Source organism: Bartonella sp. AP19HLJMH (assembly GCF_042196245.1).
Classification (GTDB): Bacteria; Pseudomonadota; Alphaproteobacteria; order Rhizobiales; family Rhizobiaceae; genus Bartonella.
Map to the genome: position 1 here is coordinate 42,321 of NZ_JBHIPX010000013.1, position 15,401 is coordinate 57,721.

Annotated in this window: 17 protein-coding genes and 1 pseudogene; 7 read left to right on the top strand and 11 right to left on the bottom strand. The window is 39.6% G+C overall.

Translation table 11 applies throughout. The annotated features are described in order from the left end of the window. Positions 1 to 822 precede the first annotated feature (822 nt). Positions 823 to 1,608, bottom strand: coding sequence for a tetratricopeptide repeat protein (locus tag ACFINR_RS06975; RefSeq protein ID WP_375613597.1), 786 nt, complete (start codon positions 1,606 to 1,608; stop codon positions 823 to 825). A 157-nt stretch (positions 1,609 to 1,765) separates the two neighbouring features. Then, on the bottom strand, positions 1,766 to 1,891 hold the full coding sequence (ykgO, locus tag ACFINR_RS06980) for a type B 50S ribosomal protein L36 (RefSeq protein ID WP_004863016.1): 126 nt from the start codon (positions 1,889 to 1,891) through the stop codon (positions 1,766 to 1,768). A 447-nt stretch (positions 1,892 to 2,338) separates the two neighbouring features. Here ykgO and ACFINR_RS06985 point away from each other — a divergent pair, with 447 nt between their 5' ends. Next, positions 2,339 to 2,680, top strand: a complete 342-nt coding sequence (locus ACFINR_RS06985) for a hypothetical protein (RefSeq protein ID WP_375653642.1) — start codon at positions 2,339 to 2,341, stop codon at positions 2,678 to 2,680. A 148-nt stretch (positions 2,681 to 2,828) separates the two neighbouring features. On the opposite strand, the gene ACFINR_RS06990 is transcribed toward ACFINR_RS06985, so the two are convergent. From ACFINR_RS06990 to purE, 4 genes are all read right to left on the bottom strand, one after another. Beyond that, on the bottom strand, positions 2,829 to 3,002 hold the full coding sequence (locus ACFINR_RS06990; RefSeq protein WP_375621480.1) for a hypothetical protein: 174 nt from the start codon (positions 3,000 to 3,002) through the stop codon (positions 2,829 to 2,831). Continuing rightward, positions 2,999 to 3,370: a hypothetical protein gene (locus ACFINR_RS06995; RefSeq protein WP_375653646.1), complete on the bottom strand. Its 372-nt coding sequence runs from the start codon at positions 3,368 to 3,370 to the stop codon at positions 2,999 to 3,001. The genes ACFINR_RS06990 and ACFINR_RS06995 overlap by 4 nt, the downstream gene beginning before the upstream one ends. 1,168 nt (positions 3,371 to 4,538) lie before the next feature. Further along, positions 4,539 to 5,684 (bottom strand): 5-(carboxyamino)imidazole ribonucleotide synthase, encoded by a 1,146-nt coding sequence (locus tag ACFINR_RS07000; protein ID WP_375653650.1) that lies wholly within the window; start codon positions 5,682 to 5,684, stop codon positions 4,539 to 4,541. Between the two features lies 1 nt (position 5,685). Then, complete coding sequence (purE, locus tag ACFINR_RS07005) at positions 5,686 to 6,183, bottom strand: 5-(carboxyamino)imidazole ribonucleotide mutase (protein ID WP_375621476.1); 498 nt, start codon at positions 6,181 to 6,183, stop codon at positions 5,686 to 5,688. Positions 6,184 to 7,003: 820 nt separating this feature from the next. On the opposite strand from purE, the gene ACFINR_RS07010 reads away from it, so the two are divergent. Together ACFINR_RS07010 and ACFINR_RS07015 are read left to right on the top strand one after the other, a co-directional pair. Further along, on the top strand, positions 7,004 to 7,156 hold the full coding sequence (locus tag ACFINR_RS07010; RefSeq protein ID WP_273790835.1) for a DUF5993 family protein: 153 nt from the start codon (positions 7,004 to 7,006) through the stop codon (positions 7,154 to 7,156). Between the two features lie 10 nt (positions 7,157 to 7,166). Continuing rightward, entirely contained in the window at positions 7,167 to 7,748 is a 582-nt protein-coding gene (locus tag ACFINR_RS07015; protein ID WP_375613594.1) for a disulfide bond formation protein B, read from the top strand. Between the two features lie 755 nt (positions 7,749 to 8,503). On the opposite strand, the gene ACFINR_RS07020 is transcribed toward ACFINR_RS07015, so the two are convergent. From ACFINR_RS07020 to ACFINR_RS07035, 4 genes and pseudogenes are all read right to left on the bottom strand, one after another. Further along, a complete protein-coding gene (locus tag ACFINR_RS07020) occupies positions 8,504 to 8,746 on the bottom strand; it encodes a hypothetical protein (RefSeq protein ID WP_375631866.1) in 243 nt (80 codons plus the stop codon). 902 nt (positions 8,747 to 9,648) lie between these two features. After that, a complete protein-coding gene (locus ACFINR_RS07025) occupies positions 9,649 to 10,014 on the bottom strand; it encodes a helix-turn-helix domain-containing protein (RefSeq protein WP_375613591.1) in 366 nt (121 codons plus the stop codon). Positions 10,015 to 10,387: 373 nt separating this feature from the next. Further along, the gene (locus tag ACFINR_RS07030; RefSeq protein ID WP_375653654.1) at positions 10,388 to 11,584 is read right to left on the bottom strand and encodes an RNA-guided endonuclease InsQ/TnpB family protein; all 1,197 of its coding nucleotides are present in this window, start codon (positions 11,582 to 11,584) and stop codon (positions 10,388 to 10,390) included. Next, positions 11,581 to 12,203, bottom strand: a pseudogene (locus tag ACFINR_RS07035) (IS607 family transposase). Before ACFINR_RS07035 ends, ACFINR_RS07030 begins: the two are co-directional and overlap by 4 nt. Positions 12,204 to 12,524: 321 nt before the next feature. On the opposite strand from ACFINR_RS07035, the gene ACFINR_RS07040 reads away from it, so the two are divergent. The 4 genes from ACFINR_RS07040 (at position 12,525) to yacG (ending at position 14,948) form a co-directional block, all read left to right on the top strand. Then, positions 12,525 to 12,668, top strand: a complete 144-nt coding sequence (locus ACFINR_RS07040) for a hypothetical protein (RefSeq protein WP_375653658.1) — start codon at positions 12,525 to 12,527, stop codon at positions 12,666 to 12,668. A 799-nt stretch (positions 12,669 to 13,467) separates the two neighbouring features. Further along, entirely contained in the window at positions 13,468 to 13,686 is a 219-nt protein-coding gene (infA, locus tag ACFINR_RS07045; RefSeq protein ID WP_004857577.1) for a translation initiation factor IF-1, read from the top strand. 242 nt (positions 13,687 to 13,928) lie between these two features. Further along, positions 13,929 to 14,642, top strand: a complete 714-nt coding sequence (locus ACFINR_RS07050; RefSeq protein WP_375611669.1) for a Maf family nucleotide pyrophosphatase — start codon at positions 13,929 to 13,931, stop codon at positions 14,640 to 14,642. A 21-nt stretch (positions 14,643 to 14,663) separates the two neighbouring features. Beyond that, on the top strand, positions 14,664 to 14,948 hold the full coding sequence (gene yacG / locus ACFINR_RS07055) for a DNA gyrase inhibitor YacG (RefSeq protein WP_375611670.1): 285 nt from the start codon (positions 14,664 to 14,666) through the stop codon (positions 14,946 to 14,948). Between the two features lie 273 nt (positions 14,949 to 15,221). Here yacG and ACFINR_RS07060 read toward each other — a convergent pair. Further along, a partial coding sequence (locus tag ACFINR_RS07060) for a hypothetical protein (protein WP_375653662.1) occupies positions 15,222 to 15,401 on the bottom strand: 180 nt, incomplete at its 5' end.

Genomic DNA, 15,401 nt, shown 5'->3' on the forward strand with positions numbered 1-15,401 from the left:
TATGTTTCGTGGTAATGCTTGGAGGAGTTTTGAAAGGAATATTTCTTATTCAAGGATGTTGGTTGAATTGGTGTTGCACCTTTGAAGTTTTTGCTTTGTGAAGCCATATTTCAGGGCTGTTTTATCAACTTTGAGGGGTGGAGGAGAGCCGATACGGTATGTGCTTCTATATGGTTGAAGCTCATAAATAAAAAACAGACGGTGATAGTTTATTAGAGGCGCTAAGCGATGTTTTAAGCTTTTTTCAAAAAGTATTTTTTGAGGATCGTGTTTACAATTTTTTTTATCCATGATGGAAGGTGTGAAAAGAAGAAACGGCGTGAAGAGGACTTAGGCGTGAAGCCCGTATGCTTGCTATGAGAAGAAATTCTGTAAGGGGCATATTGGCAGTGTTTGGAAGATGCCTTCAATACAAAAAAGTCCAAATTCAAAAAAGGCACTGTCAATTGGGGGGGGATAAGCAGGGGCAGTTTATTGAGTGGAATGTGAAGCCGGCTTGCGTCTTATCTAGGTTTGAAAGGATGCCGTAAAGTGTCTTGTTCTTGAATGGTTTTAAAGAGCTTGGGGTGATTGTTCGTCTAACAGAGCTTGCACGCGCTTTTGAATCCTGCGCATGTGTAATCCAATGCTGTTTCATCAATCTTAAGAGCCAAGTTTTGGACGCTCCTTTGCTTCCATGGTAATGGCTAAGTTTCAAAAAAAGACACTGTCAATTGGGGGGGGGTTATAAGCAGGGGCAGTTTATTGAGTGGAATGTGAAGCCGGCTTGCGTCTTATCTAGGTTTGAAAGGATTCCGTAAAGCGTCTTATTCTTGAATGGTTTCAAAGAGCTTGGGGTGATTGTTCGTCTAACAGAGCTTGAACGCGCTTTTGAATCCTGCGCATTTGTGGATAGTAATCCAATGCTGTTTCATAAGCTTTAAGAGCAAGTTTTGGACGCTCCGTTGCTTCCATGACAACGCCAAGTTCAAAAAAAGCACTATAATTGCGCGGCTCAAGTTCAAGAGCATGGTTGAGATCAAGCAGGGCAAGTTTGAAATCGTTCAGCTGAATGTGAATCCAAGCACGCCTTACCCAAGCTTCAGCATGAGTAGGTAAAAGTGCAAGAGCATTATCAATATAATCAAGCGCAAGTCCATAATCGTCGCTGTTGAGTGCATTTTCAGCCCATGACATTAAAAGATCAATCGTCTCACTCCCCGATTGGGACCATAAATGTTGAAGTTGTTGACTGATCTTTTTCGCTTTAGCAACATCAGCACAATATTTCAATTCTTTGAGTAAACGTGAAATTTCTGCTTCTTTGCGCTGCTTAACTCTGTCAACATGGGAAAGCTGCTCTTTGTCAAGATCTTCAAGAATAACCGCCGAGGAATCAGAATCGGAGGGCGTTGAGGAAGGGGGAGGAGAATTGGGAATAAGATCATCTAACGGTAAAAGCGATTGTGGAGAAGGCCGATCTTCAGGAAGAGAAGGAGGATTTTGCCCATAGCTCGAGGGAACAAAACAAAAAACACCAACAAAAAAAAGAAAAAACGCACGCTGAAAAATACAGAAAAAACGCAGCTGAAAAAATCGAAAGGCTTTTAAAAAAATAGAAGAATCCATAAAAACAAGCCCCCAAAAGATAAATCACCAAATATTATCAAATACTAGACTTGTAATCAACGGACTTATAACCAAAAAAACGCAAGAAAATCTTTTTAAGCCTACAATCAAAGTAGGCATAAAAACATTGATCCTAAAGAAATTAGTCCTAAAAGAATTAGCCCTGACGTGCTCTAAAACGTGGGTTCGTTTTATTAAGAATATAAACACGACCCTTACGACGCACCAAACGATTGTTACGGTGGCGCTCTTTTAGTGCTTTAAGCGAATTTTTAATTTTCATCATATTCACCGTTTAAATAGTTTACGTAACACAATACTATAATACAATATTAAAACACGAAAATACAATATTACAACCCCAATAGACTGCTTACTCTATGAGCATTGCATTGCGATATCGTACTTGCATGATAACATCACACGATACACTTTTTCACTGTGATCACAAAAAGAAAAGCGCACTCTTAAGGTACGCATTAACCACTTCATTAGCACAACGATAAGTGAAAATTGCAAAAAAGTAGGAGAGATTTAACAAGAAGTCTTATTCTTGTCAAGGGTATATCCCTTACAAATTCCTTAGGGTGTGTTAATGGTTGCCTTGAAGGTAAAAATTTTCTCGTAAAAAAAGGACACAAAAAAGCACAAAGAGTGGAAAAAAGTAAAAGCCTTTTCAGCTTTAAACAAATAAGCTCTGTTAGGGAGTGTTGCAAGAACAGGAGCGCTGTTGAGCCGTTGGATTGTTGAAGTGGTGTGGGTTTTTGTCGTTAAGGGCAAGGGGGGGCTTCTTAAAACGCAAGGGGCTTGTTTGTGGGGGCTCGTGAAGCCCTATCAGGTGCATGCGCCGGCTGAAATGCTTGAAGTGGGGGGAAGAGGGGACGCCGTTGGATTGTTGAAGTGGTGTGGTTTTTTGTCGTTAAGGGCAAAGGGGGACTTCTTAAAACGTAAGGGGCTTGTTTGTTGCGGGCTTGTGAAGCCCTGTCAGGTGCGTGCGCCGGCTGAAATGCTTGAAGTGGGGGAAGAGGGGGAGCCGTTGGAATTGTTTCTTGTATTGGCTATACGCACATAATATCATGCCTATAGTTTCAAACGTCCCCTTATGAAAAATCTCATACCCTCAATATGGGTCATCAATAACTGGTAATCACATTAAATACGTCTAGAAATATGAAAATAAGGATTATGGTATTTTAACACCACGTTTTTCACGACTTTTTTTATTTATTAATTTCTTTATTACATTTTTGAATTGCTAAGTTTAGTCCTGTAAGCGCTTTACGGTACAGTTTTCGATATTTAATGGTAGAATAAACAAGCCAAACGGATAATGTTATTATTGCACAACCGACAATGATCCCTAGAATGCGCCCTAATATTATAGCTTCAATCATTTTTCTCTCCTTATTATATTTTGATTAGCAACCGCTTCGTCTAGTTGTTTCATTACTTTTTTCAGTTTCTTCTTTACTATGATCCGTAGCACCAAAGAGATTGGTATCGAACCGTACAGAATTAATCCGCATATCAGCCCGATTAAACTTGCAGCATCCATTTGAGGTTTATCCGCATGGCCTAATATTGAGAGAAAAATGTATAAACAGACGCTTATAAAGATTATGAATATAAATTCTCCCAGTGAAACAACACCAGCCTTTAATGTTTCCTTAACTTCTTTTTGGATATCGAGGACTAAGTCCCATTGAGAAGATGTATCATTTTGTTCTTTTGGTGATGCATTTGATAGGTTTGGTTTTGTCATGTTGATATTCGTTTGTTTCTTGAAGGTTTTGTCTTTTGATAAAGCGAATAACTCAGTTTCTCAGACTATTTTTATGAAATGAAAAAAGATTTCTGTACTTGTTATAATTATAATACGAATGACTTGCTACGTCTGTAGCGCATCTTCCCTTTATTATTATGAGGCATGTACAATTTTTCGTGCCGCTATATAAAAGATTCGTTTTGTGAGTACAATTATATTTTATCACTAAACTATAGGCGAAGAGGCATTTAATATTGAAGTGTTTAGCCGGTTGAATTTACTTAAGAAAAGCTTGATTGTTGACAGATTGGCACAGAAATCTTCGTCCTTGAGCGCGGTTAGGCGCGCAAATTTGAATAATGTAACTTTATAGGGGAAAGAACGAAGGCGATAGACATAACGGAGGTCACAAATATTACAGATATTAAAGTGAGTGATATTTTAAGCGGCTGGTGTTTTAGCGTGTAAGCTAAATTTACGGTTTTCTTTCAGTGTGGAGTGTATGTACATCTGCTCTTTTAAGCCTTATCGCGAAATGAAATAAGGAGAGACGCTTCAAGCCCTAGAAAATACGACACAGGTAATATCGCCTTATGAGGGGAGAGAGGATATTGCTATGATGGATAAGCTTAGTACTGTAATGATATCTTTGACATGAAACTCAAGGGGTGGTGCGGAGCGCTTGGCAATTTTGTGAAAAAATGAACATAAAAAGGGAGACTAGAGGCAATGAGAACGCATTGTTAGAATGCTCTCTATAGGCCGCAAGAGGTAAGTTTATCCTCTAAAGGTTGGAATTAAAAGGCCTAAAGATTGGCATTAAAAGAAAAATGAAGGGGCTGCGTATGTTATGGGGGAATATTTATGCGGTGGAAGGTGGAGGGGTGATGAACTTGGGGGCTGGTGAATTGCTTTTAGTCGTGGGGGGATGTTTTTGAGAAAAGGAGGAGGAGCTGTTGGATTGTTGATTGGTGTGGTTTTGTATCTTTGAGGGTGGGGGCATGGAAGAGAAGGAGCTTGTAGGAGGGCTTCACGCCCTTTCAGGGGCGAATTAAAAGGTTAGGGGGGGCGCTTTTGAAGCCGCTGGATATCGGTGTGGGGGAGAGGTTGTTTTTTCAGTTCATTTGGGGGAAAAGTGTGAAAAAGTATTTGTATATATGTGGGCTTAAGATTTGTTGGCTGGTCCCAGTAATTGGATGATATGCCCCATTTTGCGGTTGGGGTGAACAGTGCTTTTGCCATATAAATGGATCGATGTGCGCTCTTGCTTCAGAAAATATTTTAACGTGCTAAAATTGTTACCAAGAAGATTGGTCATTTGGCAATCGCTATGGCGATAGGGACTGCCTAAGGGAAGTCCGCAAATAGCACGGATATGCTGTTCAAATTGTGAAGTTATGCATGCCTTTTGTGTCCAATGACCAGAATTATGGACACGCGGTGCTAATTCATTCACTAAAAGATGACCATTCGTTAAGACAAAAAGTTCAATACAAAGAACACCAACATAATCGAGGGCATCCATGACTGTTACACTGATTTCTTGAGCTGCTTTTTGCACGTCAAGTGGAATATGTGATGGAACAAAGGACTTATGAAGAATTCCGTTTTTATGTTGATTTTCAGGGCAATCATAAAAAATATGTTCTCCTTGTTTTGTGCGGGCCGAGAGAACCGAAATTTCCGATAAAAAAGGAACTATTTCTTCCAAAATACAAGGCTGTTCTTGAAAAGTCCTTAAGGCTTCGTCAAGGGTTTGTTCATCTGGGTGATCAAGCTTGATCTGGTTTTTCCCGTCATAACCAAAACGACGCGTCTTTAAAAGACCACGTCCGCCTAAGGTATCAAGAGCGGAAAGAAGAGAAGAAGAATTGTCAACAGCGTGCCATAACGCGGTGCCAATCCCTTGATCACGCAAAAATTGCTTCTCAAAAAGTCGATCTTGCGTGATCTCTAATGCTTTGGAAGAAGGATAAACAGGCTTATTCTTTTCTACATATTGAACCGTTTGAAGCGAAAGATTTTCAAATTCATAGCTGACAACATCACACTGAGAAATAAAATGATCTAAAGCTGATATATCGTCATAGGAGGAAACAATATGGTTGTTTGCTGTTTGAGCGGCTGGGCAATCGGCTTCAGGGCAAAAAATAACGGTTCGAAATCCTAATTCTGCGGCCGCTATGGCGAGCATCCGCGCTAATTGTCCGCCCCCGATTAAACCAATGACGCTGCCTGGAGGTAACATGGTGAAGGGAGTGGTGTTGGAGGGGGTGGTGTTGGCTGAGGAGGTGTTGAAAAACGGTGCCATTTTAAACCTCCGTTACAGGCGTTTGGGCGACATTGGCTGTTTGTTGTTGACGCCAATCTTCTAATCGTTGGGCGAGATCATGGTCATAAACGGCCATAACGGCTGCGGCTAAAAGTGCTGCATTAATTGCACCTGCTTTGCCAATTGCTAATGTGCCGACGGGTATCCCTGCTGGCATTTGCACGATTGAAAGCAAAGAATCTTGACCAGAAAGAGAGTGAGAATGCACTGGAACGCCAAAAACAGGAAGAGGAGTAAGGGCTGCTAACATACCTGGAAGATGCGCTGCACCCCCCGCACCGGCAATTAAAACTTTAAACCCTGCTTCTTTTGCATCTTTTGCAAATTGATAAAGGCGTTCAGGAGTTCGGTGTGCTGAGACAATATGCGAACTATGAGAAATACCAAGATTCGTCAAAATATCTGCACTATGGCACATCGTTTGCCAATCCGATTGGCTCCCCATTAAAATCGCCACATCACATGATTTTTTCATCATTCTCTATCCTTTTCAAAGGTTCAATGCGATTCTTTATCATTATTTTTTTAAAGTTTTATATTCTTTTTGCAAAGCCAATTGATGACAGAGAAACAGTTATTTTTCAAATAAGGCGGAAAGCTAAAAATTTAAAGGGGATCTCGAGAGATGAAAAACTAAAGTATTGAAGGAATGAAGCACTTCTTGTGAGCGGGGAGGGCAATGTCACGGGGTGGCGTGGGACCCATGAGGCTGTTGAGCTTGCGGTATTGTCTTTTATTTAAGATAAGAGGGAAAAGTGTATTGGGGAAAAGCCATTGATTATAAGTTTTTTTTAAAAAATGTCTTATTTTTTATTTGCTAAAATAAACAAGATCACCATATGATATAAAATCTGTTGCAATTTGAAACATTGCTTATGAGAAAAAGAGATTTTTATGTCAAAAATGTGTTGCAAAATGAGGATATTCTTTTGAGAAAAAAAGAGATGTATAGCTCTCGATTTCAAAGCCTATTTATTTTGTTGTTCAAGTGATTCTTTTGTGAGTGGGGGATATAATCTTTATAGGGGATATAATCTTTATAATTGTCGATATATCTTTAACAATGGCTGATATAAGGGGAAGCGAATAATCAACGCTTTTGTGCTTTTAACGCTTTTGTTGAGATGTGCTTCTGAGCGATTATATCGTTTTTTCACTTAAATATAATGGCAATATCAATCGCGAGTGACGAATTGTGAATAATAAATCCATGGTCTCTTTTTTGCCCAATTTTGTAATATGGTGAACGCTGAAATAAATAAGAGTTAAACAACGGATGTAAAGGAGATTTAAAAGCTATGTTTCTTCCATTTTTAATCGCTTTAGGTACTGCAGTAACGACTATGTGTGGTAAAAAAAATATAAGTTATGCTTTGTGGGCAATTTTATTCGTTGTCATTCTTCTCACTTTCAATCATCACGCAACTTCTACTTTAAATTTATCTTTTTGAGAGAATAGCCATGGAACATGTTGAACAAAAAAATCCTCACTTCGTCATCTTTATGAATACGCTAGGACTCTTTGGGTTATCTATTGTCTTGGTGGTGGCTTTTTATTATCAATTGGTAAAGTTTGAGTTACCTTGTCCCCTTTGTTTGCTGCAGCGCGTTGGATTGATGCTGGCAGGTTGTGGGTTCTTGCTCAATATTCACCATAAGGTGAAAAATACCCATTATGGTATGGTTATTCTTGGTTGTATGGTAACCAGTGCTGTGGCAGCACGGCAAGTGTTTTTGCATATCACACCCGATGATTTAGGATATGGTTCAACGTTCTTTGGATTGCATTTTTATACTTGGGCTTTCATTATTTCTGTCCTTTGTATCTTTGCTGTCTCATTTGTCATGATTTTAGGCGAATTGGCACACAAGTTCAAAGAATTTTCTCCTTTTCCAGTCTTGAGTAAAGCGGCAAGTTTTTTATTTGTGTTTTTGATTGCGGCAAATTTGATTTCTACCATACTGGAATGTGGTGGTGGACAGTGTGCCGATGATCCTGTAAGGTATGAATTGTTATCAAATTGGTTCCCTTCACAGTCTTGAAATTTTTTAATAATCCCTCATCATAATTTTTATTGTTAAAGAGGCGGAAATATTTAAGAATCCGCTTCTTTTTTATTTATTGGGAAGATATTTTAGCAAGATTGTTCGATAATCTGATCTTTTATACCAACGCTGGCTTTTATGAGCGCTGGCGATTGATATTTTTTTTTAGCGAAGACTTGTATTGTGAACCTTTTATGCTGTCTTTTGAGAGAGATGAAGGGATTGATTGGCTTGGAGGCGTTTGTAGAAGAAGCCCCGGACTTTTGAGCCGCGTAGGTTAAAAAGCCTCGTTTTTTAAAGGTGCATTAACGATAAAAATTTTTTGTTCTTGATTTTTCTTAACATTGTGTTAAATTGATCTTTGTATTCATTTTGGTGCTTCTAAAGCGTTTTTATTGCTTCTAGAGGGATTAATTTAAAATTTTGAAAGTTATGTGAATAATTTTCTGCAGAGGTTTGTTTATTAGAGGCAAACCTTTTTTTTTATCTAAGTTTTAGATGTTTTCTTTCAGTGTGAAGCCTTTTTTAGAAAAAGGTAAGCGTCTTGATGATGACTCTCTTCTTTATTAATATATTGATTTATAATAATAAATAACCATTTTTTAACGTGAAGCGCGTTGCTGAATATAATAAAATTTCTCATCACCAGTTCTCTCATATTAAATCAATTAAAATTACTTGGCTTATACATCATAAGTGGTGGGGCGTGCATGTGGGTCAAAACTGTACAAGAAAGGCATGCCTTTAATGAATTATCTCTTGAACCGAAGGCTGTCTGCAACATTGGGAGCTGGCAGAGTTTTTGTGATGATGCCGGCCTTGTTCTTCCATAAGCGTAAACGTGTTTTTCCATACGCGTAAAGATAGGGGAGGGCTGAAAGGATTTTATATACTTCATGGGGGCTTACCATTTCTTTACGGGCGGCGTTTTGCAAAATGGGTGTGATGAGCGTTGAGAGATCTTTCTTTAAAACAAGCGCGTGAATATGCAACACAAGTCTATTCCTTTTGGTGCGTTTTGTATTACGAAAAAAATTGATTTATAAGAAGGAGTTATCGTTGTGGATGTTGAACGAGAAAAACGAAAAGCTTCTCTCATTTCAAACTTTCTTATAGTCAATTAATTAAATGTGCTCTTCTACGTTACAAAAAAGCACTGGGTGTAAATAAAAATTCTTTTAAAAGTCGTAAAATGCTTCTTATGCACTCTTTTGATCGCTAGAATTTGTCGAAAAATTTTATGCTGCTCAATACAATAATAGGGCGGTTTATATCTATGATTTAAGTGAAAATAGGGGGATTTAGATGAAAAGGGAGGTGAGATTTTAATGACAGTTGTTGAAAACGTTATTGTGTAATGCATTTTTTACAGATTTTCTGCTTTCTGTAAATATGCAAAAGCGTAAAAACGGAAATGTGTAAAAAAGGAAGCTGGGACTTTATGCGTGGTGTATGATTTTATCATGGCATGGAATGTGGAGAGAAGATTGGGGGGGATGAAGAGGTGGGTGTGTTGACGAGAGAGGAAAGAGGGGGTGGGGAAAGTTGTTTTTGAAGTGGGATTGACCGGTGCTTTGCGTGATCTTACTTTAGGGTGGTGAAGGGGCAAGAATATTTTAAAATAGGAGGTATCTGTCGCGTTTGATGCAACATTATCCTTTGTGGTGTCGTGATCTGAAATCAGCAGGGGAATTGGCTAGAGTAAGAAGCTGTATTGTTGACAAACCTATGTTTACAAAGTGATGCGGGGGGAATTTGAAAGTTTCGTTTGGCTGCTTTCTGTAAATGTGGAGAAGCATCAAAACGTTGATCCGTAAAATAAAAACGTATGTCCGTAAAATAAAAACGTATGTCCGTAAAATGATGCGGAGAATTTATGCTTTGTGTGCGCTTTTGCTTAATCAGAAATCAACCATAAGATTGCTTTTTGTTTTTTCGGCTGGAGCTCTCTAAAATTTTTCAAAAGTGAATGTTCTTTTTCGCTGTATGTTTCTTGATCATAGTGTGCGGCATGTGTTGAAAGATTTTCTTTTGTGGCAATATCTGCATAAAAAAAGCTTATGGGAACTTCCAGTTTTTGGGCGATTTTGAGTAAACACCCTGCGCTTACACGATTGAAGCCTTTTTCATATTTTTGGATTTGTTGGAAACTGACACCTAAATAGTTTCCTAATTCTTTTTGGGAAAGTCCCATGGCAATTCTTCTTTGACGAATTCTTTTGCCTATCAGAATGTCGATAAAATTTTGATTTTTGGTTTGCACTTCAAGCCCCCCTCCGGTTGCGAGCGCCCTCGCATTGGTATTCCGGGAGTCAAAATACTGAGCTCTAGTCAGTTTTTTTGCTTTTAGTGCTTAAAGCACCTGGACATGGCAAAAACTCCCGGAATTCCGGGACACCCACAAGAGTGGGCTCATTTTACGCTAGAGCTTAGGGTTTTTGAATCCCTCTTGATCGCTGCGTAGACGATCAAAATATCTTTTAAGTGATAAAGTAATTTCAGAAGATTGGCAAATGAAAATAGTTTTTATTTATAAACTTTATTTTTTAATGAGAGGCTTTCCGCCTCTCAAACTCTCCGGAACGCTCACCAAAATCATGAGATCAGACCGTTCTATCAAACTTATGTAAATGTGATCATTTCTGATTGAATATACTGTTGATTTCCTGCTTCTTTGAGGCTGGTTTCACCAAAGTTACAGGACATTGGCCAGAGCCTTCCTCTCCACAGGCTGATACGGTGGAACTCACCGCCAAGTTTTTTAAATTAATCGCGGCATTAATGTCTCGATCATGGTGTGTACCACAATGAGAACATCTCCACTCACGTATGTTAAGAGGCAATTGTTCAATCTTACATCCGCAATGATGGCAGATCTTACTGCTCGCATACCAACGATCTGCAATAACAATCTGTCGACCATAACGTGCCGCCTTATATTCCAATTGACGGCGAAACTCGAAAAAACTTTGATCTGCAAGGGCACGCGATAAATGCTTATTTTTCAGCAAGCCTTTTACATGAAGATCTTCCAGACAAAATGTACCAAAACGCTGAATTAAATCTGTTGTAACCTTATGCAAATGATCTGTTCTGATATTACTTATCCGTGCATGAAGCTTAGCGAGTTTTTGTTTCTCCTTATAACGATTGCTCGAGCCTTTTTGCTTACGGCTTAGCCTTCGTGATAAGCGCCGTAAACGATTTAGCAAAGCCTTATAAGGTTTAACGCCTCCTATGGTTTCTCCTGTCGAAAGCGTTGCAAGTGCATTGATGCCCAAATCAAGACCAACAATAGCTTGGTTCTCGCTCAGTGACTCTTGATTATCTGTTTCAACGCTAAGACTTACAAACCACCGATCCGCTTTACGGCTAATGGTTGCTGACAAGATCTTTCCTTGAAATCGCAATTGTTCCCGCAGACGAACCCAACCAAGCTTGGGAATTCTTATCTTGAAACCTTGCAACTGTATTTGATCATTGGTCAAAGTAAAACGATCGTGCACTCCTTTCTTTCTAAAAGTGGGATATCGGCTTCTCCCTGAAAAGAAATTCTTAAAAGCCACACCCAATTGAGTAATTGCCATTTGTGGAGCATTTTTAGTAACTTCCATCATCCATGGAAATTGTTCTCGTTTTAGAGAATTGAATTGTCTACGTAGCGCATAGTCATTAGGCTTTGGTAAATTATTATCTTTCTTCCATGCTTCATATTGCTGCTGCCATTCCTTCAGTGCCCAATTATAAGCAAAGCGCGCGCAACCACTGGCTCGAGCCATGTAGCTTCGTTGTTTATTGTTTAAGTCTAGAGCTATTTTGTGAGCAAGAATCATTGCGATGCCTCTACAGCTTGACGAACATTCTCTAATAACTTTTGATTTTTTCTCGAACGACTTCCATAAAGACGAGCACTGAAGACAGTAATAATTTCTAAAACATCTTTGGCTAAATCTTCTTCAAAACTGCTTTCTTCTCCTTGATTGAGAATGACAACCTCAACTTGTTTGGCTTCACAAATGGCGAAGACCAATTCCGCACCAAAGCGCAATAAACGATCTTTATGCGTAATCACCAAACGACCTATTTCATTTTCAATGAGAGCATCCAATAAACGTTTAAGACCTTTTTTACGATAATTCATCCCTGACCCTAAATCAGAGATGAGTTCATAAGTCCAACCTTGGCTTGCGCAATAAAGCTCGAGAACTTGTTTTTGTCGCTCTAAATCGTCTTTTTGATCATGGCTCGATACACGCGCATAAGCAATGGTTTTTCTTTGTGATAGTTCTCTCGAATGAAAAGCCCAGATCTAAACCTAGATAGGTCATAACGGCGGTGACCTCCTGCCGTATGCTCAGAAATAATTTTGCCTTCACATTCCCAACGGCGTAGAGTGCTGATCGAAACACCCAAAACTTGAGCGGCCTTACCTATCCCAATAAATCTATCCATAATGTATATTATTACAAAGATATAAATAGATTACAAGTAAGCTGTTAAAGCCCGCTTTTAATGAGGGGACTAACAATCCTAGGTTCTTAAGGTCAAGGAGACCATTACATGGCGCCTAACGGCGTCCTTGACCCCCAGAACTTAACGGCTTGTTTTGTCCCTCTCACGCGGCTCCGAAATCATGATTAGAAGGGGAGCTTAAAAACGTATATTCGTGAAAAAGGAGTAGAGGATTTGTGCATTGTGTATGCTTTTGGCATGGCATGGAATGTGGAGAGATAAATGGGGAAAGAGTTTCTGTGAATGGAGTGGTAAGCTGGGATGAAGCGGAGGGAGATTGAAGGGAGAAGAGAGTGTGGGGGCGGAATAGGAATGAACAGACTAGAGGGGGTAAGAGGCGGTGGTGCGAAGGGATGCGTGAAGGGATGGTGTGAGGAGATAGCGCTTTGCTTTTATGGTACTTGATGAAGTGGTGTCATTTGAGGGGTGATCTGAAGTGCTTGGGGGAGATTGGCTAGGCAAGAAGCTGGGGTAATACTATTGTTTATAGAGTGGTGCGGTGTGGAAGTTTCATTTGGCTTTATTCTGTAAATACGTAAAAGCGTAAAAACGGAAATGTGCAAAAAAGGAAAAGGCTTTATGTCGTTAGAGGCGTTGTGGTTAATGATACGCAATGTATAGGGATCGTGTTTTCGAAGGTAGGAAGAACAACATAAATGGAAGGAGTGGCTTAGAGGAAGCGTGTGAAGAGAGAGAAAATGGGGAAGGCTGTATGGGAAATGCGTAGAGTATGAAGTGTGGGGCAGTGAAGCATGTTGTGAATGGTGTGTGAAGAATGGAGAAGGTTTTTGAGAAAAGGAAGGGCTTCTGGCGTGGGGGGAGTGGTGTTTATCTGAAGGGCACATGTTTAAGGTGTGGAAGGTGAGGAAAAGTTGGAGAGAGGATGATTGTTCGTAAGTTGTGGAGGGATTAGTCAGAGGTGTTGGGAAAATGCTTTAGGGGAAAAAATTAGCGTAATTTCTTGTCACACTGAAACCAAAATCATCATAAAAATTGAAGGAAATTAGCGGGTAAAATTGGTGGAAAAAAAGTTTTGATTCTTAAGGTGTGGGATGACGTTTTTTGAGAGCATGGAAGAGTAAACTTGAAAAACCTTTCCCTTTTTGTGGAATTTTTATTCACAAACTTAAGAAAATAGGATATGAACGCTGGAAATAACGCGCAGCTTAACAAAATATGTGCACTGTAAAGGAAATGTTTGTTTATGTCAAAAGAAGAAGTTTTAGAATTTTCTGGTATCGTTACTGAACTCTTACCTAACGCGATGTTTCGTGTGAAACTGGAAAATGATCATGAAATTATTGCCCATACCGCTGGTAGAATGCGGAAAAATCGTATACGGGTGTTGGCCGGTGATAAAATCATGGTGGAAATGACACCTTATGATTTGACAAAAGGGCGTATTACATATCGCTATAAGTAGCCTCGTGGGTGGCTTGCACTTTTTTCTAAAAGCTATCATATTATTTCTATTATTTTTTAACAGTTTTTTAGTTTGCTTTTCATGAGTGAAAAAAGGGGAGTGTTTGAAGAGCCTTGAAAAACTGTAAAATCGATGCGGAAAAAGGATAAGGAGATCAATAGCGCTTAAAAGGGAGGCTAAAGGGGCGCTTAAAAGGGGGTGCTAAAGGGGGCGAGAGGGAAGTCAATTGTGAAGGGGTGGAAATGAGAAATATAAGAGAGTGGGGGGAAAAACGTTTGGCAGATACTCTTACAGAAGAAATTCATTTGGTGCTTGCCTCCGCTTCGCCAAGGCGTTTAGCGCTCTTGGCACAAATAGGGATTGATCCCCAGCAGGTTTATGCAAGCGATATTGATGAAACGCCAAAATTAAAAGAACATCCTGCAAACCTTGCCAAACGTTTGGCAAAAGAAAAAGCACTGAAAGCCCAAAAAATTTTGCGCTGGTACAGTCAGAATGGTCAAGACGAGTTGCAGAATGGTCAAGAAAAATTACCTGGACAGAAAATGATTATCTTGGCGGCTGATACGGTGGTGGCTGTTGGGCGGACCATTTTTCCCAAACCAGAAAGCGAGGATGAGGCTTATGAATGTTTACGATACCTTTCTGGGCGTTCGCATAAGGTCTATGGTGCCATTTGTGCGCTCAATGAACGTGGAAAAATAACCGTAAAATTGGTTGAAAGTCGTGTTCGCTTTAGACGCTTAACCTCTGCCATGATGAAGGCTTACCTTGCTTCAGGAGAATGGCAAGGGAAAGCAGGTGGCTACGCTATCCAAGGAAAAGCAGGGGCTTTTGTTGTCCATATCACGGGTTCTTATTCTAATGTTGTGGGATTGCCTTTGGCTGAAACAGCCGATCTCTTGACCGCTTATCACTATCCACTTTTCACTCACTGGGCTGAACAAACGCATTAGAAAAACTTTAAGGTAAGATCAATGCAAGGTGAAAAGCAACAAAAAGAGAAAAGCAAAAATGAAAAAAAAGCAACAGAAGAAAAGTTAATGAAGAAGCCAATGACAAAGGTGTGCCAAGAACAAAAAGAGCTAAATTTGCAAAAAGAGACCCGTCCTCCGCATCCTTGTCCTATTTGTGGTCAGATGTCACAAAAATCTTCTTATCCTTTTTGTTCCACACGGTGCCGAGCTATTGATCTTAATCGTTGGCTTTCAGGCTCTTATATTTTACCACCCCCACCACAAGTAAGTGATGAAGAAGAATAAAGAGTTCTCTTGAGAAAAGAACGCTAAAGCGTTTTTTTGTGTGGAAACTGAAGGGGAGGCGCGCGGGATTATCGTAAATGTATTTAAGAGCTGGATTAACGGCTTGCTTATTATCGTCATTCGCAAAGACGCAGATTAAGTTCAATCAACGATGGAAGTTTTAATACATATCTAAGACTTATCCCCAAAGGTTTTGTTTACCATGGATAATTATAAATTGCTTTGTTGCATGAAGGTCGATGGTGCTTTGTTGCGTGAAAGTTGTTGGTGCCTTTAGGGTGTGAGAGAAAAATTGATAGTCCAATCAGTATTGCTAACGAAAAAAGAGGGGTGCGTGTTTTGGTGCAAAGAGACGGGGTAATAAAAAGTTGCTTGTTGGTGCTTTGTTGCGTGAAAGTTGTTGGTGCCTTTAGGGTGTGAGAGAAAAATTGATAGTCCAATCAGTATTGCTAA

Excerpts from the sequence above, each read along its gene's own strand:
- ACFINR_RS07050 (WP_375611669.1), top strand. The coding sequence starts at position 13,929 with ATGAGAAATATAAGAGAGTGGGGGGAAAAACGTTTGGCAGATACTCTT.
- ACFINR_RS07040 (WP_375653658.1), top strand. The coding sequence starts at position 12,525 with ATGAAGCGGAGGGAGATTGAAGGGAGAAGAGAGTGTGGGGGCGGAATA.
- infA (WP_004857577.1), top strand. The coding sequence starts at position 13,468 with ATGTCAAAAGAAGAAGTTTTAGAATTTTCTGGTATCGTTACTGAACTC.
- ACFINR_RS07000 (WP_375653650.1), bottom strand. The coding sequence starts at position 5,684 with ATGGCACCGTTTTTCAACACCTCCTCAGCCAACACCACCCCCTCCAAC.
- ACFINR_RS07010 (WP_273790835.1), top strand. The coding sequence starts at position 7,004 with ATGTTTCTTCCATTTTTAATCGCTTTAGGTACTGCAGTAACGACTATG.
- ACFINR_RS06975 (WP_375613597.1), bottom strand. The coding sequence starts at position 1,608 with ATGGATTCTTCTATTTTTTTAAAAGCCTTTCGATTTTTTCAGCTGCGT.
- yacG (WP_375611670.1), top strand. The coding sequence starts at position 14,664 with ATGCAAGGTGAAAAGCAACAAAAAGAGAAAAGCAAAAATGAAAAAAAA.
- ACFINR_RS07030 (WP_375653654.1), bottom strand. The coding sequence starts at position 11,584 with ATGATTCTTGCTCACAAAATAGCTCTAGACTTAAACAATAAACAACGA.
- ACFINR_RS06995 (WP_375653646.1), bottom strand. The coding sequence starts at position 3,370 with ATGACAAAACCAAACCTATCAAATGCATCACCAAAAGAACAAAATGAT.
- ACFINR_RS06990 (WP_375621480.1), bottom strand. The coding sequence starts at position 3,002 with ATGATTGAAGCTATAATATTAGGGCGCATTCTAGGGATCATTGTCGGT.
- purE (WP_375621476.1), bottom strand. The coding sequence starts at position 6,183 with ATGATGAAAAAATCATGTGATGTGGCGATTTTAATGGGGAGCCAATCG.
- ykgO (WP_004863016.1), bottom strand. The coding sequence starts at position 1,891 with ATGAAAATTAAAAATTCGCTTAAAGCACTAAAAGAGCGCCACCGTAAC.
- ACFINR_RS07015 (WP_375613594.1), top strand. The coding sequence starts at position 7,167 with ATGGAACATGTTGAACAAAAAAATCCTCACTTCGTCATCTTTATGAAT.